Genomic DNA, 20,234 nt, shown 5'->3' with positions numbered 1-20,234 from the left:
GCGCAGCGCCCGGCTAACGGCCTGCGGTGGGCCGGTCGTCCAGAACCAGAAAGCGGCCCCGGGGGCCGCTTTCTTTTTTGGGGCGCCGGTTTCGCGCCGCCAACGATGGGTTTGGGCTCGGCTTTTTGGAGCCAAATCGCCTGCTGGCGCCCATCCCGCCTGAGCAGGCTGCTATGGTTTTTGATGATCCTGGCGAGGGTCGGCAGGGGCCGTTCCCAGGCAGGCATCGAGCCGCGCATCCTTCTCGCGCCAGAGGCCGTCCAGCCATTCCTGCATGGCGTTGCGCGCGCCGGCCCGTGCACCGGCTGCCGGCACCGGGCGCCGTTCCACATGCACGACCACGCGGCCCAGCCGGCCGGCCAGGGCGTCCGTGAAACTGGGCACGCCGTCGGGGTAGGCGATGGTCACGTCCAGCACCGAGTCGAGCTCGCCCTGCAGCGTCTGCAGGGCCGTGGCCATGCCGCCGTACTTGGGCACCAGCAGGTGGCGGTAGGGAGAGGCCTGCTCGGCCTGCTTTTCGGGCGTGAAGCGGGTGCCTTCCGAGAAGTTCATCACCGCCGTGGGCATGCGGCGGAACTTCTCGCAGGCGGCCTTGGCGGCGCGCAGGTCCTGCCGGGCGCTGGCGCCGCCGCTGCTGCGGCGCATGAAGGGAAAGTCCAGCGCCCACCAGGCCAGGCCGATCACCGGCACGTAGATGAGTTCGCGCTTCAAAAAGAACTTCAGGAGCGGAATGCGCCGGTTGAACACGCGCTGCAGCACCACGATGTCCACCCAGCTCTGGTGGTTGCAGGTGACGAGGTACCAGTGGCGCGGGCTCAAGCCCTCCAGGCCCGAGACCTGCCAGGGCGCCCGGTTGGCGGCGCCGATCCAGAGGTTGTTGATGCCGATCCACAGCTCAGCCAGGGCGGCGAGGGCCCGGTCGGTCACCCGCCGCACGGGCGTGAACGGCAGCACCAGCTTGGCCAGCGCGAAAGGCATCATCAGCGAGAAGCAGCCCACGGTATTGAGCGCCAGCACCAGGCCGCACGCCACCATCTTCAACAGGGCGAGCATCTTCAGCGGGCAGCCCAGGCCTGGAACACCTCGGCCGCGGCGGCCACCGTGGCCTCGATGTCGTCATCGGTGTGGGCCGCGCTCACGAAGCCGGCCTCGTACAGCGCGGGCGCGATGTACACGCCGCGCTCCAGCAGGCCGTGGAAGAGGGCGTTGAAGCGCGCGCCGTCGGTGGTCATCACCGTGGGGTAGTTCTGCGGCAGCTCGGGCAGCAGGAAGAAGCCGAACATGCCGCCCTCGCAGTCGGCGCTGAAGGGCACGCCGGCCGCCTGCGCAGCGCCGGCCAGGCCTTCGACCAAGCTGCGCGTGCGGGCCGCGAGCGTGTCGTAGAAGCCGGGGCGGCTGATCTCCTGCAGCGTGGCCAGGCCGCAGGCGGTGGCCACCGGGTTGCCCGAGAGGGTGCCCGCCTGGTAGACCGGGCCGAGCGGCGCCAGCTGTTCCATGATGGCGCGCGGCCCGCCGAAGGCCGCGAGCGGCATGCCGCCGCCGATCACCTTGCCCAGCACCGTGATGTCGGGTCTGAAGCCGGGAATGTCGCGCGCATAGAGGCTTTGCGCGCTGCCCAGGGCCACGCGGAAGCCGGTCATCACCTCGTCGAACACCAGCAGCGCGCCGTGCTGCGTGCAGAGCTCGCGGCAGCGGCGCATGAAGGGCACGCTCGCGCGCACGAAGTTCATGTTGCCGGCGATCGGCTCGATCATCAGGCCGGCGATCTCGCTGCCGTGCAGCGCGAAGGCTTCTTCGAGCTGGGCGACGTCGTTGTATTCGAGCACCAGCGTGTGCTGTACCACCTCGGGCGGCACGCCGGCGCTGGTGGCGTGGCCGAAAGTGGCCAGGCCCGAGCCGGCCTTGACCAGCAGCGCGTCGGCATGGCCGTGGTAGCAGCCGTTGAACTTGATGATCTTGCTGCGGCCGGTGGCGCCGCGTGCCAGGCGGATGGCGCTCATGCCGGCCTCGGTGCCGGAGCTGACCAGGCGGATCATCTCCATCGACGGCACGTGGCGCAGGATGGCTTCGGCCAGGTCGACCTCGCGCTCGGTGGGCGCGCCGAAGCTGAAGCCGTCCAGCGCCGCCTTCTGCACGGCCTCCAGCACGGCGGGGTGGCCGTGGCCCAGGATCATCGGGCCCCAGGAGCCGATGTAGTCGATGAAGCGCTGGCCGTTGGCATCCCAGAAATAGGCGCCCTGCGCGCGCTGCACGAAACGCGGCGTGCCGCCCACCGCCTTGAAGGCCCGCACCGGCGAATTGACGCCGCCGGGAATGAGCGCCTTGGCGCGTTCGAAAAGGGGAAGGTTCAGGTCAGTGCTGGGTGTCATGGGGAGGCATCACGAAGCCGTCGATGGCCGTGGGGTCTTGCGGGGTCTCGTCGTCGTCGTCGGCTTCGTCGTCATCGTCGGGCTGCGCCCAGAACAGGCGGTCGGGCACCACGTGGCCCATGCCCGGGCGAAAGCCGCCGTCCAGGCAGCTGTCCAGGTAGGTCAGCGCTTCGCGGGCGGCGTCGGCCAGGTCGTCGCCGCTGGCCACCAGGGCCGTGAGCGCGGCCGACAGGGTTTCGCCCGCACCCGCGAAGGTCGCCTCGAACCGCTCGAAGCGGGAGGAGCCCAGCACGGTCTGCGGCGAGGCCAGCACGTTGTCGATGAACTGGTCGGGCGCGGGAATGCCCGTCACCAGCACGTAGGGCACGCCCAGGGCGGACGCCGCCTGGGCGATGTCGCGCGCGGACGGTGCCTTGTCGCTGCTCCAGTCGGGCAGCAGCCAGCGGCGCAGCGTGCTGTAGTTGCCCACCAGCACCGAGGTCTGCGGCAGCAGCAGTTCCTGGCAGGCGTCGAGGTACTGGTCGATCAGGTCGTCGCGCCACCAGGACAGGTCGGGCATGTACGCGATGACGGGCACGTCGCCATAGTCGGAAGCCACGCTGGCGACCGCGCCGAGGTTTTCCGGGGTGCCCACGAAGCCGACCTTGATCGCCTGCACGGGCATGTCCTCCAGCACGGCGCGGGCCTGCTCGGCCACGGCCTCGTCGTCCAGGGCGTAGTGGTCGAACACCTCGGCCGTGTCGCGCGCATAGGCGCCGGTGACGACCGCAACCGGATGGCCGCCCACGGAGGCGATGGTGGCGATGTCGGCCGTGAGGCCGCCGGCGCCGCTCGGGTCGCTGGCGTTGAACACCATCACGCAGACCGGCGAGGCGGCGTCGTCAGCGTCCGCCGCTTCTTCGATTTCGGGGGGAAGGGAGGTAGGGAGAGTCATGGGCAGATGCGAGCCTAAACCGTGGCACGGAAGCTGCATCCCGCTGAGATGCCTGGATACAATCGTTGCATTCTATGTGAACGCACTTTAAGCTGCGATCGATCAGCGACCGCATGCGCCTGGTGCGCAGGCGGGTCCTGAACGAAGCGCGGAGCGCCCTCGAACGCGGCATGGCAGGCGTTCACGGGTGCCGTGCCCGCGCCCCGCACCTGCTGCTCCGGCAGGGGTGCGCGCATGGGAAGACTTCGAGATGGTCCGGATCTGAAACGCGGCTCCTGCCAGCGTTGTTTCAACCAATCCCCAGGAGCAGCAACATTGACTACGACGGGTGCAACCTTCAAGGTGCTGGTGGTGGACGACAGCAACACCATCCGGCGAAGCGCCGAGATTTTTCTCAAGCAGGGCGGCCACGAGGTTCTGTTGGCCGATGACGGTTTCGACGCCCTTGCCAAAGTCAATGACTATCAGCCGCAGCTGATCTTTTGCGACATCCTAATGCCAAAGCTCGATGGCTACCAGACCTGCGCCATCATCAAGCGCAATGCGCGTTTCGCCGACACGCCCGTGGTCATGCTGTCGTCCAAGGACGGCGTGTTCGACAAGGCGCGCGGCCGCATGGTGGGCTGCCAGGAATACCTCACCAAACCCTTCACCAAAGACCAGCTGCTGCAGGCCGTGCAGCAGTTTGGCAGTGCCCCCCAAGGAGCTCTCTGATGCCGATCCGGAAAGTGCTGGTCGTCGACGATTCCAAGACCGAACTGATGTTCCTGACCGATCTGCTGCAGAAAAAAGGCATGCAGGTGCGCACGGCCGAGAATGCGGAAGAAGCCTTCCGCCGCCTGGCCGAGGAAAAGCCCGACCTCATCCTGATGGACGTGGTCATGCCCGGCCAGAACGGCTTTCAGCTCACGCGGTCGATCTCCCGCGACCCGCAGTACGCGGACGTGCCGATCATCATGTGCACCAGCAAGAACCAGGAGACCGACCGGGTGTGGGGCATGCGCCAGGGCGCGCGCGGCTACATCACCAAGCCGGTCGATCCCGCGGAACTGCAGGCCAAGATCAACGCGTTGAACTGAAGAAACGGCTGCGTCGCCCATGGCCAATCGCGAAGCCCTGAGGGAGCTCCAGACCCGTCTCGCGGCCCGCCTCCAGGCGGCGCGGGGCGAAGGCTCGAACGTGTCGTCGTGGCTGGCCGTCGAGGCGGCGGGGCGCCGTTTCCTGCTGCCGCTCGAACAGTCCGGTGAGATCTTCTCCTGGCGCGGCGTGCAGCCGGTGCCTTACACGCAGCCCTGGTTCCTGGGCGTGACCAATCTGCGCGGCGCGCTGCTGGGCGTGGTCGACGTGGCGGGGCTGATGGGCGAGACCTCCGCCCGCTCTGAGGCCGCGCTGGCCGAATCCAGCCTGCTGGCGCTCAATGCCGCGCTCGACGTCAACGTCGCCCTGCTGGTGGACCGGCTGGCCGGCCTGCGCGGCACCGACGCCTTTGTCGCCTCCGAGCCGCCCGCGGACACCGCGCCGGCCTTCTTCGGCACCTCCTACCAGGACGCCCAGGGCGCCCGCTGGCAGGAGCTCAACCTGCAGATCCTGTCCCAGGACCCTGCCTTTCTCAGCATCAGTGCTTGAATCTTTCGTCAAGGCCACACCATGTCCGTCGTCAACCCTTTCGGAAAACTATTCAGCCGCAAGCCCGTGGAGCCGGATGCCGACCTGAACCTGTCGCCGGCGCAGTCGGGCCCGGGGCCGGCGGGGCGCGACAGCGACGTGCTGCTGAGCGAAGGCTTCGCGGCCGAGGGCCTGAACAGCGTGCAGGGCGACCCCGGCGCCTCGGCCTATCCGGCCTATCCCTCTGCGGCGGCGCAGGAGCCGGAGCTGGACGACGTGGGCGACGACCTCATCACCCTGCCGCTGCTCGGGCGGGCCACGGCGGCGCAGCACCAGCGGCGCCTGCTGATCCTGCTGGCCGCGGGCCTGGTCGTGCTGGCCGTCATCGCCGGCTGGGTGCTGCGGCAGGCCGATCGCTCCGCGCAGCAGCTGGCCGCCACCGGGCAATCGCTGATGCAGTCGCAGCGGCTGGCCAAGTCGGTGTCGCAGGCGCTGGTGGGCAGCCCGCAGGCCTTCCCTGACGTGGTGGAGAGTTCGGGCGTGCTGGCGCGCAACGTGCGCGCCCTCAACAGTGGCGACAGCGAACTGGGCGTGCAGGCGCTCGGCGAGTCGTACCGGCCCGAACTGGAGGCGGTGACCCCGCTGGTGGACCGCGCCGAGCGCAACGCCGCGGTGGTGATGGGCCAGCAGAAGATCCTGACGCAGGTGGGCGACGCGCTGCGCACCATCAACCGCCAGTCGTCCGACCTGCTGGAGATCGCTGAAACCGTCTCGTCGCTGAAGCTGCAGCAGAACGCAGGCGCGGCCGACGTCTCCGCCGCCGGCCAGCTCGTGATGCTGACGCAACGCATCGGCAAGTCCGCCAACGAATTCCAGACCATGGAGGGCGTGAGCCCCGAGGCCGTGTTCCTGCTGGGCAAGGATTTGAACTCGTTCAAGGAAATCGCCCAGGGCATGCTGGACGGCAGCGCCGACCTGCGCCTGGCCCCCACCCGCGACCCTCAGACCCGCGAGCAGCTGGGCAACCTGATCCAGCTCTACGAGCAAACCCGCACGCAGGCGGGCGCCATCCTGGGCAACCTGCAGGGCCTGGTGTCGGCGCGTGAAGCGCAGACCGCGATCATCGTGGACAGCGAGCCGATGCGCCGCCAGCTCGAAGCGCTGCAGGAGCGCCTCTCGGCGCAGACCGGCCTGGGCGCCGGGCAGTTCGCCGCCCTGGCCGTGGCCGGCCTCTTCGTGCTGCTGTGCGGTGTGGGCATTTCGCGGGTGCAGCTGATGGACAGCCGCACGCGCCAGACTGCCGCCGAAACGCTGCAGCAGGACGCCAAGCGCCAGGAGCAGGAAGCCAAGCGCGTGAACGACGCCAACCAGGCCGCCATTCTGCGGCTGATGAACGAATTGCAGTCGGTGGCCGAAGGCGATCTGACGCAGGAAGCCACCGTGACCGAGGACATCACCGGCGCCATCGCCGACTCGGTGAACTACACCGTGGAAGAGCTGCGTCAGCTGGTGGGCAGCGTGCAGAACACAGCCGCCCGGGTGGCCCAGACGACGGCGCAGGTGGACAGCACGTCGACCGAACTGCTGGCCGCCTCGACCGAACAGCTGCGCGAGATCCGCGAGACCGGCCGCTCGGTGCTGGACATGGCGACCCGCATCAACGACGTCTCCACCCAGGCGCAGGAATCGGCCTCGGTGGCGCGCCAGTCGCTGCAGGCGGCCGATTCCGGTCTGCAGGCCGTGCAGAACGCCATCGGCGGCATGAACTCGATCCGCGACCAGATCCAGGACACCTCCAAGCGCATCAAGCGCCTGGGCGAGTCGTCGCAGGAGATCGGCGAAATCACCGAACTGATTTCCGACATTACCGAGCAGACCAACGTGCTGGCGCTGAATGCCGCCATCCAGGCCGCGTCCGCCGGCGAAGCGGGCCGGGGCTTCTCCGTCGTGGCGGAAGAAGTGCAGCGCCTCGCCGAGCGCTCGGCCGACGCCACGCGCCAGATCTCGGCGCTGGTGAAGGCCATTCAGACCGACACGCAGGACGCCGTGGCCGCCATGGAGCGCTCCACGCAGGGCGTGGTCGAGGGTGCGCGCCTGTCCGACTCCGCCGGTACGGCGCTCACCGAGATCGACCGCGTGTCGCGCCGCCTCGCCGAGCTGATCGAGCAGATCTCGTCGTCCACCTCGCGCGAAGCGGAGCTGGCCAATGAGGTGGCAGGCAACATCCAGCACATCTTCGCGGTGACCGAGCAGACCGGGGAGGGCACCCGCACCACCGCCCAGCAGGTGCGGGAGCTCTCGCACATCGCCGAAGAACTGCGGCAATCCGTGTCGCGGTTCAAGATCGCCTGACGCGCGCCTTTTTCTCCGATCAAACACTGGCTGGAGGCAGCCGGGGACGAATTCATGCCATCTTTGGACGCCGCAATCGCAACAGACGCCGATGGCTCGAAGGGCGAGCAGGACCTGGGGCCGCTCGCGTGGGTGCTGGACGAGCTGCGCAAGTCGCTCGATGGGGCCGTCAAGTCGCTGCGCCGCTTCGTGCGCGAGGCCGACCTGGCGCGCGAATCCGACCTGGCCTCGCTCGACGCCGGCGCCCTGCGGGTCGCCCGCCAGCAGCTGCACCAGGCGAGCGGCGCGCTGGAGATGGTCGGCATGGCGCCCGCGGCGCTCGTGCTGCGCTCGATGGAGGCCGCCGTCCAGCGCTTCGTGCAGCGCCCGGAGCACTGCGGCGACGACGCGGTATCGGTGCTCGAGCGCGCCAGCTTCGCCCTGGTCGAATACCTCGACAACGTGCTGGCGGGCAAGAACATCTCGCCCGTGGCGCTGTTCCCGCAGTACCGCGACGTGCAGGCGCTGACCGGTGCCGAGCGCGTGCATCCGGCAGACCTCTGGCCCACCGAGCGCCGCCGGCGCGAGCCCGAGCTCACGGCCGAGGCCGAGCCCCTGCCGTACGGACCCGCTGCGCGCGCGCGGCTCGACCATGCCGTGCTGCGCATCGTCAAGCTGGGCGACCAGGCCGCGGCAGGTCAGCTGCGCGACGCCTGCCTGGGCTTCGTCGCCTCCCAATCCGATCCGCAGGCGCGGTCCTTCTGGAAGATCGCGGCGGGCTTTTTCGACGCATTCGCTCACGGCCTGCTCACGCCCGACGTCTACGTCAAGCGCGTCGCCTCGCGCGTGCTCATGCAGTACGCGACCCTGGCCAAGGGCGACCCCACCATCGCGGACCGCCTGCTGCAGGATCTGCTGTTCTTCTGCGCCCAGGCGCGTGAACCCGAGGGCACGCAGGCCGCTGCCGGCCCCGCCGCGCCCACGCTGCATGCCGTTCGCCAGACCTTCGATCTGGGCCGGTTCGGCCCGGTGGACTACGAAACCCCGCGCTACGGCCTCTACGACCCGGCGGTGCTGGCGCAGGCCCGCCGGCGCATCGCGGCCGCCGCCGAAACCTGGTCCGCCCTGGCCGGCGGCGACCGCAACAAGCTCAAGCCCTCGGCCGACCAGTTCAGCCTGGTCTGCGATTCCCTGGGCCGGCTGCACCCCGGCAGCGAGGCGCTGGCCCGCGCCCTGACGCGTGCGGTGGAGACCACCGCCGCCTCGGGCGAACCGCCGTCGCCGGCGCTGGCGATGGAGGTCGCGACCTCGGTGCTCTACCTGCAGGCCGCATTCGAGGAACTGGACACCGCGCAGGACTACATGGCCGAGCGCGCTGCCCGGCTGGCCGAGCGGCTCGACCGCGTGGTCGCGGGGGGCGAGCCCGAACCCCTGGAACACTGGATGGAAGAGCTGTATCGGCGTGTCAGCGACCACCAGACCATGGGGAGCGTGGTGGGCGAACTGCGCGCCACGCTGGGTGAAGCCGAGAAGGCGATGGACCAGTTCTTCCGCGACCCGGAAGACCTGTCGGTGCTGATGCCGGTGCCCGACCGGCTGGCGCAGATGCGCGGCGTGCTGTCGGTGCTGGGACTGGAGCAGGCTTCGCTCGCCGTGCTGCGCATGCGCGACGCGGTCGAGCGCCTGCTGACGAACGACGTCCCCGCGGCGGACCGGCAGGCGGTCTTCGAGAAGCTGGGCAACAGCCTCGGCGCGCTGGGCTTCCTGATCGACATGCTCAGCTACCAGCGCAACATGGCGCGCAAGCTCTTCGTGTACGACGAGGAGGCTGGTGAATTGCGCCTGCTGACGGGCCGCGCCCGCAGCCGCGCCGGCGACGGCCCGGCCGAGCCAGGCAAATGGCCCGACGTGGCAGAGGCCGCAGCGCCGTCCGCCATGCCCGCCGCTGCCCAAGCGCTGGCGCCGCCGCTCCACCCGCAGCCCGCCTTCGACGCCGAGCCTGCGCCAATGCGCGAAGGCGCTTCCGCGCCGCAGCCCGAGCCGGTGCCGGTGCCGTCCTGGGCGCCCGTCGACGATGCCCCGGCTTTCGCCGGGCTGCCCGCCGACACCGACCCGGCACCCGCCCCGGTGCCCGCCGCCGAGCCGATGTTCGATTTCGACCTCGATCTGGCTCCGCAGGAGCTGCATCCCGTCGAATCGCTGGCCGCCGCCGTTCCGCCCGAACCGCTGCCCGTGCCGGCGGCCGCTCCGCTGCCCGCGCCGGACGAGGAAGACCAGGAACTGCTCGACATCTTCCTGGAGGAGGCCCGCGAGGTGGTGGAAAGCGGCGGCGCCGCCGTCCAGGCCCTGCGCGCGGCGCCCGGCGATCTGAGCGAGCAGACGACGCTGCGCCGGGCGTTCCACACGCTCAAGGGCAGCTCCCGCATGGTGGGCCTCAACCCTTTCGGCGATGCCGCCTGGGCCATGGAGCAAACGCTCAACGCCTGGCTGGCCGAGCAAAAGCCCATCCCGCCCGACCTGCTCGACCTGTCGGAGCAGTCGCTGCAGGCCTTTGGCCGCTGGGGCGATGCCATCGCACGCGGCGATGCCGACGCATGGAGCCCGCAGCCCTTCCAGCAGGCCGCCGAGGAAGCCCGCTCGGGCAGCTGGACCGGGCCGCTGCAAGTGCCCGGCAGCCCAAACTCGGAGCCCGCCGAGCCCGTCGAGCCAGTCGAGCCCGCGGCGGAGACGCCGGGCGCGCCGGTGGTGGAACACCACGGCCCGGCCGACGAACCGCATGCTCCCGTCGACGAAGGCGCCTGGCCGCAGACCACGCTGCAGGAACCGGCTGCGCCCCCCGACTTCGCCGACACCACGCTCGCCGACGACTTCGCGGACTGGCCGGTCTCGCTGGACGACGAAGGCGCGGTGCCGATGCCGGCGCCCGATCTGGCGGAGGACATCGACTTCGCCGCCTTCACCCGGGCCCTCGAAGACGCCGATGCGGCGGCCAAGGGCCTGCTGGCGGCCGATTACCGCGATACGGCTGCAGGCGACGCCGAAGCGCTGCCTGCCACGGCGCTCGCCGCCCCGGATGACGTGGACGTGCCCGCGCCGGAACGGGCGCTGGACGATGCCACGGGCTACGTAGCGGACGACGTAAAGGGCGATACGCCGGACCTCGTTTCGCAAGAACCCTCGGCGGCATCCGCCGCGCAGGAGGCTCGCACCGATGCCGGCACCGACCAGGATGTGCTTGCGGACCTGGATGCGCCGTGGCCCGCCGATATCGACGTCGATGCAATCGATGGCACCGACGGCACCGACGGCGTCGATGGCACCCCGTCCGAAGAAACGGCGGACCTGTCCGCCACGGCGTCCGCCGACGAAGCGGTCAAGGTCATCGACACCTTGCGCATCGGCATCCCGCTCTACAACGTCTATCTGAACGAAGCGGACGAGTGGTCGCGCCGCCTGGCGACCACGCTCCAGGAATGGGCGCTGGAGCTGCACGAACCGCTGCCCGACGTGGCCGTGGCGCTGGCGCACTCGCTGGCCGGCAGCTCGGCCACCGTCGGGTTCGCGGCGCTGTCGGAAATGGCGCGCACGCTGGAGCATGCGCTGCAGCACGTGCAGCTGCAACGGCGCGGCATCGCCGAACAGGCGGCCGTGTTCAGCGCGGCGGCGGAAGACATTCGCCGCCTGCTGCACCAGTTCGCCGCCGGCTTCCTGAAGGAGCCCAACGCCCAGGTGCTCGAGCAACTGCGCGCCATCCTGCAGACCGAGGTGGAGACCGGCAGTGCGCCGCTCGCGCACGGGCCGGCCGATGCCGAGGCGGCCACCGAGTCCGCCGCCGACTTCCCCGACTCGCTGGCGCCCACGGAATTCCTGCCCCTGGCCGACCTGCCCGCGCCGGCGTCGGACCGGTTCGACTTCGAGGGCGCGCTGGAGCCGACCGAGTTCGCGTCGCTCGCGCATCTGGATTCGCCGGCGCCCGTGGAGCCTGCCGATCTGTCGCCTGCGGAGCAAACCGCTGCTGCCGGCACGCCTGGATACGTGGCGCCAGCGCTGTCGGTGGTGGGTGCCGGCATCGACGCTGCCGCAGCGGACGATTCCGCGGCCGCGCCGGTCCTGCCCCTGGGCGGAGACATCGACGACGACATCGATGCGCTCGACGTGATCGATCCCGACCTGTTCCCGATCTTCGAGGAAGAGGCCATCGAACTGCTGCCGGGCCTGGGCGGCGCGCTGCGCCAGTGGGTGGCGCGGCCCGACAACATGGGAGCGCGCAGCGAGCTGCTGCGCGGCCTGCACACGCTCAAGGGCAGTGCGCGGCTGGCCGGTGCCATGCGCCTGGGCGAAATGGCGCACCGCATGGAGTCCGCCGTCGAGCAGATCGACACGGAGGCCCCGCGCAGCCAGGACATCGAGCCGCTGCTGGCCCATCTGGACGGGCTGCAGGGCAACTTCGGCGCCCTGCGCGCCATCGGCGCCCAGCCGCTGACCGAGCCGGTCGCGGTGGTGCCTGGCACCGTGGCGCCGCCAGGCGCCGCGCCCGATGCGTTCGGCCCTGGCGCCGGCCCTGAGGGCGCGGATGCCGCCGTGCCCCCCGCGATGCCGGCCGCGCAGCCGGTGCGCCGCGTTCCGCTGTCGACCGGACCGCTGGCCGCGCGCGGCGCGGCCGCCGGCCAGTCGGTGCGGGTGCGCGCCCAGCTGCTCGACCGGCTGGTCAACCAGGCGGGCGAGGTCATGATCGCGCGGTCCCGGCTGGACGTGCGGGTCGGCCAGATGCGCACCTCGCTCGACGAGCTGTCGGGTAACCTGGACCGGCTGCGCCAGCAACTGCGCGACATCGAGGTGCAGGCCGAGTCGCAGATGCAGTCGCGCCTGGCGCTGTCCAAGGACAGCGGCGCCGGCTTCGACCCGCTCGAATTCGACCGTTTCACCCGCGTGCAGGAGCTGACCCGCATGATGGCCGAGTCGGTCAACGACGTGGCCACCGTGCAGCGCAACCTGCAGCGCACGGTGGAGTCGGCCGAGGACGACCTGATCGCCCAGGGCCGGCAGGCGCGCGAGCTGCAGCGCGACCTGCTGCGCACCCGCATGGTGGAGTTCGAGGGCATCGCCGAGCGGCTCTACGCCGTGGTGCGCCAGGCCTCGAAGGACACGGGCAAGCAGATCAAGCTCGACATCTCCGGCGGATCCATCGAGATGGACCGCGGGGTGCTGGACCGCATGACCCCCGCCTTCGAACACCTGCTGCGCAATTGCGTGGCGCACGGCATCGAAAGCCCGGACCAGCGGGCCGCGGCCGGCAAGCCCGCAGCGGGCACCATCACCGTCGCGCTGCGCCAGGAAGGCAACGACGTGTCGGTGGACTTCCGCGATGACGGCGCCGGCCTGGACCTGGGGCGCATTCGCCAGCGCGCCGTTGCGCAGGGCCTGGTGCCGGAAGCTGCCGAGATCGGCCCCGACGAAGCGGCTCAGCTCATTTTCCTGCCTGGTTTCTCCACGGCCGGGGAAGTGACCGAGCTGGCGGGCCGCGGCATCGGCATGGACGTGGTGCGCGCCGAGGTGCAGGCGCTGGGCGGACGCATCGAAACCGCATCGGAGCCCGGCCGGGGCACGTCGTTCCGCCTCGTGCTGCCCCTGACCACGGCCGTCACGCAGGTGGTGATGCTGCGCGCGGGCCACCAGTCGATCGGCGTGCCAGCCAATCTGGTGGAGATCGTGCGCCGCACCACCGTGGCCGAACTCGAGGACTGCTACCGCACCGGCCACTTCAAGGACGGCGCCGAGAGCATCCCGTTCTTCTGGTCGGGCGCGCTGCTGCAGTCATCGGCCGCCAGCCACGAGCCGGCCAGCCGCATGCGGCCGGTGGTGGTGTTGCGCAGCGCCGCGCAGCGCATCGCCCTGCACGTGGACGAAGTGCTGGGCAACCAGGAAGTGGTGGTGAAGAACCTGGGGCCCCAGCTGTCCCGGCTGCCGGGGCTCGCCGGCATGTCCGTGCTGGCGTCCGGCGCCGTGGTGCTGATCTACAACCCGGTGGCCCTGGCCACGGTGTACGGCGACCAGGTGCGAGCGGCCGCGCAGGCGCGGGTGGAAGCGCGCACCGAGGCGCCCACGCCCCTGCACGGCGCCGTGGCTGCCGCGGGCGCCGGCGCCCCGGCACTGGCGGGAGCGGAAGCGCGCAGCGTGCCGCTGGTGCTGGTGGTGGACGATTCCATCACCGTGCGGCGCGTGACGCAGCGCCTGCTGCAGCGCGAAGGCTACCGCGTGGCGCTGGCGGCCGACGGCCTGCAGGCGTTGGAGCGCCTGCAGCAGGAGCGGCCCACCCTGGTGCTGTCCGACATTGAAATGCCGCGCATGGACGGCTTCGATCTGGCGCGCAACATCCGGGGCGACGCGGCGCTGCGCGATCTGCCGATCGTGATGATCACCTCGCGCATCGCGCAGAAGCACCGCGACCACGCCATGGAGCTGGGCGTGAACCACTACCTGGGCAAGCCGTATTCCGACGAGGAGCTGCTGAGCTTGGTCAAGCACTACGCGCAGAAGGCCGCGCAGGCGCAGGAAGCCTGATCGTCTCCCCGGTGCCAGACCACGGGCCGCCGCGTGCGGCCCGTGCTTTTTCCCTGCGGTTGGAAAGCGGGCTGCAGCTCGCGGGGTCGGGCGGCAGAGCCTGAAGGGATGGGGCGAGGAACCCGAGCCCGCGGAACGGCGAACCCCGGTTTCGCCCGCCTGGTCAACCGCCCTTGACCACTGCGTAGCGCTTCAGTGTCCGCTCACGCGCCGCGTCATGCTCCACCAGCGGTTCCGGATAGTCCCGGCCCAGCACCACCCCCGCGGCTTCCAGCTCGATCGGCTTGGCCAGCCAGGGCGCGTGCAGGGCCGCATTCGGCAGGCGCGCCAGTTGCGGCAGGTAGCGGCGGATGAAGCTGCCGTCCGGGTCGAACTTCTTGCTCTGGCTGACCGGGTTGAAGATTCGGAAGTAGGGTTGCGCGTCGCAGCCGCTGGAGCTGGCCCACTGCCAGCCGCCGTTGTTCGCCGACAGGTCGTAGTCGTTGAGCTTTTCGGCGAAGTAGCGCTCGCCCCAGCGCCAGTCGATGCCCAGGTCCTTCATCAGGAAGCTCGCCACCACCATGCGCAGCCGGTTGTGCATGTAGCCCGTCTGGTTGATCTGGGCCATGGCGGCATCCACCAGCGGGTAGCCGGTGCGGCCCTCGCACCAGGCGGCGAAGTGTTCGTCGGCCTGCTTGCCCTCTTCCCAGGCGATGGCGTCGTAGGCCGGCTTGAAGCTCGAGCCCGCCACGTGCGGATGGTGGGCCAGCACCTGGAAGTAGAAGTCGCGCCAGATCAGCTCGCTGAGCCACGTCGCGGCGCCGGCGCTGCCCTTGCGGCTGCGCTCGTGCGCGAGGCGCGCCGCCTGCCGGACCGACAGCGTGCCGAAGCGCAGGTGCACGCTGAGGTAGCTCGGCCCCTTGATCGCAGGGAAGTCGCGCGCATCGTCGTACGCGTCGATGCGCTCGAGGAAGTCCTTCAGCAACTGCTGCGCGCCGCTCATGCCGGTCGGAATACGCAACTGCGCCAGCGTGGTCTTCTCGAAGCCGATGGCCTGCAGCGACGGGACCGGGCCGCGCAGGCCCTCGGGGCGCCGGGCGAGCCGGCGGGCGTGCCGCTCCACCGGATAGGCGCTCAGGTAGAAGTCGTCGACCTTGCGCAGCCAGGCGTTCTTGTAGGGCGTGTAGACGGTGTAGGGCGTGCCGGACTGGGTCAGCACCTCGGCGCGCTCGAAGACCGTGTGGTCCTTGAAGGTCAGCAGGCGGATGCCCAGCGCCAGCAGCACCGCCCGCACGTGGTGGTCGCGCTCCAGCGCCTGCGGCTCGTCGTCGTGGTTGGTGAAGACGGCCTGCACGCCCAACGAGCGGGCCAGGGCGGGAAGCTCGTCGCGGGCCACCGCATGGCGCACGATCAGCCCGCCATGCTCGTCGCCCGAGAGCTTGCGCAACGCATCATGCAGCTCCACCAGCGATTCGCGGATGAACTCCACCCGCCGGTCGGCGCGGGGCAGTGGGTCCAGGATCTCGCGGTCGAAGACGAAGACGCAGTGCACCTGGCGGCACTGGCGCAGCGCGTGGTAGAGCGCGGCCTGGTCGTCCGACCGCAGGTCGCGCCGGAACCAGACCAGCCCGGAAGAAAAAGTGGAGTCCATGTTCACCGTTAAAATTGCGGAATGCCTGCCGATTCTGCGCCCATGAACCTGACGCACCACTTCCTGATCGCCATGCCGGGGGTGGAAGACGCGTCTTTCTCGCGCAGCGTGGTCTATGTGTGCGAACACAGCGAACGCGGGGCGCTGGGGCTCATCATCAACAAGCCCTCCGACATCAGCCTGAGCGGCCTTTTCGACAAGGTCGACCTGTCGCTGCGCCGCGACGACCTCACCGAGGAGCCGGTCTACCAGGGCGGCCCGGTGCAGACCGAGCGCGGCTTCGTGCTGCACGAGCCCATGGTGGCCGCCTCGGCCGACACCGGCACGCCCATCGATCCGGACGAATCGATCTACGCCTCCACCATGACCATCCCGGGCGGCCTGGAGATGACCACCTCCAAGGACGTGCTCGAAGCCATGGCCACCGGCGCCGGCCCCCGCCGGGTGCTCGTCACGCTGGGGTACTCGTCCTGGGCGCAGGGGCAGCTCGAATCCGAGGTAGCCGAAAACAGCTGGCTCACGGTGGGCGCCGATCTGTCCGTCATCTTCGACACGCCGGTGGGCCAGCGCTACGACCGCGCCCTGGGCCTGCTGGGCCTGCAGGCGTGGACGCTCTCGCCCGAGGCCGGGCGCGCATGAGCAGCACGCCTGCTCCAGCCCCCGCCGTTACTGCTGCCGTTCCCGCGCATTTCCAGTCGTTCCTGGCGCTCGACCTGGGGCTCAAGCGCACCGGGGTGGCGGTGGGCAATCGCATGCTCCGCACCGCCACGCCGCAGGCCACTATCCGCGCCGAGGGCGACGCCCGCTTCGCCCAGGTGGCCGAGCGCATCCGCGAATGGCAGCCCGACGCCTTGGTGATCGGCGTGCCTTACCACCCCGACGGCGCCAGCCACGAGAACACCGCCCGCGCGCTCAAGTTCGCCCGCCAGCTGCGGGGCCGCTTCGGCCTTTCGGTCTTCGAGGTGGACGAGCGCTACAGCACCACCGAAGCCCATGCCGCCGGCGCCCGCGATGCGGACGCCGCCTCCGCCTGCATCATCCTGGAACAGTTTTTGAGGAATCTGCCATGAGCGCCCCCCCATCGCCTTCCACCGCCCCACGTGCCACGGGCACGCTGTCGCTCGACGCCGAGGCGCTCTACGCCGAGCTGCTGCGCGGCGTGCGCGCCCTGCGCAGCGGGCAGACGCAGCTGGCGGGCATCGCCTCGGGCGGCGCCTGGCTGGCCGAGCGGCTGCAGAAGGACCTGGGCCTGGCGGGCGAAGCGGGTGTGCTGTCTTCGGCCATGCACCGCGACGATTTCTCGCAGCGGGGCCTCGCGCAAAGCGCGCAGACCACGCTGCCTTTCGAGGTGAACGGCGCCGACATCCTGCTGCTGGACGACGTGCTCTACACCGGCCGCACCATCCGCGCCGTGCTCAACGAGTTGTTCGACTACGGCCGCCCCGCCAGCGTGCGGCTGGCCGTGCTGGTGGACCGGGGCGGGCGCGAGCTACCGGTGCAGGCGGACTTCGCCGCCGCCCGCGTGGCGTTGCCGGCCAGCCAGTCGCTGGCGCTGGCCCGCACCGACGCCGGCGCGTTCCATTTCGACGTGAAAGACGTGAACATCCAAGAGGTCTGACGGTGCTGTACAAGCGCAACCCCCAACTCAACGCCAACGGCGAGCTGATCCACCTGCTCTCCATCGAGGGCCTGCCCAAGGGCATCCTCACCCACATCCTCGACACCGCGGCCAACTTCGTCAGCGTGAACGACCGCGAGGTGAAGAAGGTGCCGCTGCTGCGAGGCAAGAGCGTGTTCAACCTGTTCTTCGAAAACAGCACCCGCACGCGCACCACCTTCGAGATCGCGGCCAAGCGCCTGTCGGCCGACGTGATCAACCTGGACATCGCGCGCAGCTCTGCAGCCAAGGGCGAATCGCTGCTGGACACCATCGCCAATCTGTCGGCCATGGCCGCCGACCTGTTCGTGGTGCGGCACAGCGAATCGGGCGCGCCCTATCTCATCGCGCAGCACGTGGCGCCGCATGTGCATGTGATCAACGCGGGCGACGGACGGCATGCGCACCCTACGCAGGGGCTGCTCGACATGTACACCATCCGCCACTACAAGAAGGATTTCTCCAACCTCACGGTGGCCATCGTGGGTGATGTGCTGCATTCGCGCGTGGCGCGCTCGGACATCCATGGCCTGACCACCCTGGGCTGCCCCGAGGTGCGCGTGGTGGGCCCGCGCACCCTGGTGCCGGGCGACCTCTCGCAGATGGGCGTGCGCGTCTGCCACACGCTGGAAGAGGGCATCAAGGACGCCGACGTGGTCATCATGCTGCGCCTGCAGAACGAGCGCATGAGCGGCGCGCTGCTGCCCTCCAGCCAGGAATACTTCAAGAGCTTCGGCCTCACGCCCGAGAAGCTGCAGCTGGCCAAGCCCGACGCCATCGTCATGCACCCCGGCCCGATCAACCGTGGCGTGGAGATCGACTCCGCCGTGGTGGACGGCAAGCAGAGCGTGATCCTGCCGCAGGTCACTTTCGGTATTGCCGTGCGCATGGCGGTCATGTCGATCGTCGCCGGGAACGAGGCTTGATTGCTATAAAAATAATAGCTGCTGGCGCTTATTCATCAAGCGCTGGGGGCATATGGGGCTTGAAACCATGAAGATACTGATCCAGAACGGCCGCGTGATCGATCCGGCCAGCGGCTTCGACCAGACCTGCGACGTCGCCCTGGCGGCCGGCCGCATCATCGCGCTGGGCGGCGCGCCGCGCGACTTCGCGCCTGCCCGCGTGATCGATGCCGCCGGCTGCCTGGTGGTGCCGGGCCTGGTGGACCTGGCGGCGCGCCTGCGCGAGCCCGGCCACGAGCATGAAGGCATGCTCGAATCCGAAATGGCAGCGGCCGTGGCCGGCGGCGTGACCAGCCTGGTCTGCCCGCCCGACACCGACCCGGTGCTGGACGAGCCCGGCCTGGTCGAGATGCTCAAGTTCCGCGCCGAGAAGCTGCACCAGTCGCGGCTCTTCCCGCTGGGCGCGCTCACGCGGGGCCTGGCCGGCGAGGTGCTGACCGAGATGGCCGAACTCACCGAATCGGGCTGCGTGGGTTTCAGCCAGGCCGAAGTCGCGCTGCAGAGCACCCAGGTGCTGCAGCGCGCCCTGCAGTACGCCGCCACCTTCGGCTACACCGTATGGCTGCGCCCGCAGGAGATGTACCTGGGCCGGGGTGTGGCCGCCAGCGGGCCGCTGGCCACGCGGCTGGGCCTGTCGGGCATTCCCGTGGCGGCCGAGACCATCGCGCTGCACACCATCTTCGAACTGCTCAAGACCACCGGCGCGCGCGTGCACCTGTGCCGCCTCTCCAGCGCTGCCGGCGTCGATCTGGTCCGCCAGGCCAAGGCGGCGGGCCTGAAGGTGACGGCCGACGTGAGCATCAACTCGCTGATGTTCACCGACACCGACATCGGCTTCTTCGACAGCCGCGCTCGCCTCTCGCCCCCGCTGCGCCAGCAGCGCGACCGCGACGCGCTGCTGGCCGCGCTGGCCGACGGCACCCTCGACGCGCTGGTGTCCGACCACACGCCGGTCGATGAAGACGAGAAGGTGCTGCCCTTCGCCGAGGCCGAGCCCGGCGCCACCGGGCTGGAGCTGCTGCTGAGCGTGGCGCTCAAGTGGTCGCAAGACGCCGGCGTGCCGCTGGCGCGGGCCCTGGCCGTGGTGACCGCCGAGCCGGCCCGCGTGCTGGGCAGCGCCCTGGGCACGCTGCAGGCCAGCGTCGGCCAGATCGTCGAAGGCGGCGTGGCCGATCTGTGCGTGGTCGATGCGCAAGGCGCCTGGACGGTGGAAGCCGCCGCGCTGCGCAGCCAGGGCAAGCACACGCCTTTCTCGGCCTACGAACTGCCGGGCCGGGTGCGCTGCACGCTGGTGGGCGGCCAGGTCGCATTCGAGCGCCAGGCCTGATCGCCCAGCCGTTTCCGCCACGCCCGCGCGTCGCCCCATGAACCGCCACGTTCGCGCCTGCGCGCGCCTGCTGCGGCTGGTCGCCCACATCGGCAGCGGCCTGTGTACGGTGCTGCTGCGGTTTCCGCGCTTCACGGTGGCCGAGCGCAATGCCCGCGTGCAGGCCTGGGCGGCCGGGCTGCTGCGGCACGCCGGGGTTGCATTGCAGGTGCGCGGCACACCGCCCGTCCACGGGCCGCTGCTGCTGGTGGCCAATCACATCTCCTGGCTCGACATTCCGGTGCTGCATGCGGCACGGCACTGCCGGTTCGTCTCCAAGTCCGACGTCCAGCACTGGCCGGTGGTCGGGCGGCTCGCCACCGCCGCCGGCACGCTCTACATCGAACGCGCCTCGCGCCGCGACGCCCTGCGCGTGGTGCACACCATGCGCGAGGCGCTGGAGGCGGGCGACCTGCTGGCCGTGTTCCCCGAAGGCACCACCAGCAACGGCATCGTGCTGCTGCCGTTCCATGCCAACCTGCTGCAGGCGGCCATCAGCGCCGATGCGCCCGTGCTGCCGGTGGGCCTGCGCTTCGTCGACGCCCGCACCGGCGCACCCAGCCAGGCCGCGAGCTACGTGGGCGAGGAGACGCTGGTCGGCTCGCTCTGGCGCACCCTCGGCGCCGACGGCCTGGTGGCCGTGGTGCATTACGGAGCGCCGCAGCACGCCGACGGGCGCGACCGCCGCACCTGGGCGGACGATCTGCGGGGCGTGGTGGACGGACTGCGGCGCAGCTGAAGCGGTGAGGGGGCGCAGCCGCCCTTCACCATCACAACATTGCTATTAAAAATATAGCGTAAGACCCTTATCCAGCG

The 20,234-nt window shown here is 70.2% G+C and carries 15 protein-coding genes; 11 read left to right on the top strand and 4 right to left on the bottom strand.

The window, feature by feature from the left end; all coding sequences use genetic code 11:
* Nucleotides 1–171: 171 nt before the first annotated feature.
* From yihG to thiD, 3 genes are read right to left on the bottom strand one after another with little or no spacing between them, the layout of a single operon-like run.
* The gene (gene yihG, locus ABWV53_RS13050; protein WP_353366508.1) at nucleotides 172–1,053 is read right to left on the bottom strand and encodes a 1-acylglycerol-3-phosphate O-acyltransferase, YihG family; all 882 of its coding nucleotides are present in this window, start codon (nucleotides 1,051–1,053) and stop codon (nucleotides 172–174) included.
* A gap of 2 nt (nucleotides 1,054–1,055) precedes the next feature.
* On the bottom strand, nucleotides 1,056–2,369 hold the full coding sequence (gene hemL / locus ABWV53_RS13045) for a glutamate-1-semialdehyde 2,1-aminomutase (protein WP_353366506.1): 1,314 nt from the start codon (nucleotides 2,367–2,369) through the stop codon (nucleotides 1,056–1,058).
* Nucleotides 2,353–3,303, bottom strand: coding sequence for a bifunctional hydroxymethylpyrimidine kinase/phosphomethylpyrimidine kinase (gene thiD, locus ABWV53_RS13040; RefSeq protein ID WP_353366504.1), 951 nt, complete (start codon nucleotides 3,301–3,303; stop codon nucleotides 2,353–2,355). Before thiD ends, hemL begins: the two co-directional genes overlap by 17 nt.
* Nucleotides 3,304–3,618: 315 nt before the next feature.
* On the opposite strand from thiD, the gene ABWV53_RS13035 reads away from it, so the two are divergent.
* The 5 genes from ABWV53_RS13035 to ABWV53_RS13015 are packed head-to-tail and all read left to right on the top strand — an operon-like array spanning nucleotide 3,619 to nucleotide 13,800.
* The gene (locus tag ABWV53_RS13035) at nucleotides 3,619–4,017 is read left to right on the top strand and encodes a response regulator (protein WP_353366502.1); all 399 of its coding nucleotides are present in this window, start codon (nucleotides 3,619–3,621) and stop codon (nucleotides 4,015–4,017) included.
* Nucleotides 4,017–4,382, top strand: a complete 366-nt coding sequence (locus ABWV53_RS13030) for a response regulator (RefSeq protein WP_056660334.1) — start codon at nucleotides 4,017–4,019, stop codon at nucleotides 4,380–4,382. Before ABWV53_RS13035 ends, ABWV53_RS13030 begins: the two co-directional genes overlap by 1 nt.
* Nucleotides 4,383–4,401: 19 nt before the next feature.
* Nucleotides 4,402–4,929 carry a chemotaxis protein CheW gene (locus ABWV53_RS13025; RefSeq protein ID WP_353366499.1) on the top strand — a complete coding sequence of 176 codons (528 nt, stop codon included), beginning with the start codon at nucleotides 4,402–4,404 and terminating at the stop codon, nucleotides 4,927–4,929.
* 21 nt (nucleotides 4,930–4,950) lie between these two features.
* The gene (locus tag ABWV53_RS13020; RefSeq protein WP_353366497.1) at nucleotides 4,951–7,260 is read left to right on the top strand and encodes a methyl-accepting chemotaxis protein; all 2,310 of its coding nucleotides are present in this window, start codon (nucleotides 4,951–4,953) and stop codon (nucleotides 7,258–7,260) included.
* Between the two features lie 54 nt (nucleotides 7,261–7,314).
* Nucleotides 7,315–13,800, top strand: coding sequence for a hybrid sensor histidine kinase/response regulator (locus tag ABWV53_RS13015; protein WP_353366495.1), 6,486 nt, complete (start codon nucleotides 7,315–7,317; stop codon nucleotides 13,798–13,800).
* A gap of 163 nt (nucleotides 13,801–13,963) precedes the next feature.
* Here the strand turns inward: ABWV53_RS13015 and ABWV53_RS13010 are convergent, their stop codons facing one another.
* Nucleotides 13,964–15,430, bottom strand: coding sequence for a cryptochrome/photolyase family protein (locus ABWV53_RS13010; protein WP_353366719.1), 1,467 nt, complete (start codon nucleotides 15,428–15,430; stop codon nucleotides 13,964–13,966).
* Between the two features lie 21 nt (nucleotides 15,431–15,451).
* Here ABWV53_RS13010 and ABWV53_RS13005 point away from each other — a divergent pair, with 21 nt between their 5' ends.
* The 6 genes from ABWV53_RS13005 to ABWV53_RS12980 all read left to right on the top strand — a co-directional run bounded on the left by ABWV53_RS13005 (nucleotide 15,452) and on the right by ABWV53_RS12980 (nucleotide 20,157).
* Nucleotides 15,452–16,069 (top strand): YqgE/AlgH family protein, encoded by a 618-nt coding sequence (locus ABWV53_RS13005; protein ID WP_056660349.1) that lies wholly within the window; start codon nucleotides 15,452–15,454, stop codon nucleotides 16,067–16,069.
* Nucleotides 16,066–16,500: a Holliday junction resolvase RuvX gene (ruvX, locus tag ABWV53_RS13000; protein ID WP_353366492.1), complete on the top strand. Its 435-nt coding sequence runs from the start codon at nucleotides 16,066–16,068 to the stop codon at nucleotides 16,498–16,500. Before ABWV53_RS13005 ends, ruvX begins: the two co-directional genes overlap by 4 nt.
* Entirely contained in the window at nucleotides 16,497–17,048 is a 552-nt protein-coding gene (gene pyrR, locus ABWV53_RS12995) for a bifunctional pyr operon transcriptional regulator/uracil phosphoribosyltransferase PyrR (RefSeq protein ID WP_353366490.1), read from the top strand. The genes ruvX and pyrR overlap by 4 nt, the downstream gene beginning before the upstream one ends.
* Entirely contained in the window at nucleotides 17,045–18,013 is a 969-nt protein-coding gene (locus ABWV53_RS12990; protein WP_502903897.1) for an aspartate carbamoyltransferase catalytic subunit, read from the top strand. The genes pyrR and ABWV53_RS12990 overlap by 4 nt, the downstream gene beginning before the upstream one ends.
* 67 nt (nucleotides 18,014–18,080) lie before the next feature.
* Nucleotides 18,081–19,379 (top strand): dihydroorotase, encoded by a 1,299-nt coding sequence (locus ABWV53_RS12985; protein WP_353366486.1) that lies wholly within the window; start codon nucleotides 18,081–18,083, stop codon nucleotides 19,377–19,379.
* 37 nt (nucleotides 19,380–19,416) lie between these two features.
* On the top strand, nucleotides 19,417–20,157 hold the full coding sequence (locus ABWV53_RS12980) for a lysophospholipid acyltransferase family protein (RefSeq protein ID WP_353366484.1): 741 nt from the start codon (nucleotides 19,417–19,419) through the stop codon (nucleotides 20,155–20,157).
* Nucleotides 20,158–20,234 lie beyond the last annotated feature (77 nt).

The organism is Acidovorax sp. FG27 (assembly GCF_040365715.1).
Classification (GTDB): domain Bacteria; phylum Pseudomonadota; class Gammaproteobacteria; order Burkholderiales; family Burkholderiaceae_C; genus Paracidovorax.
This window is presented reverse-complemented; position numbering and strand designations above follow the sequence as displayed.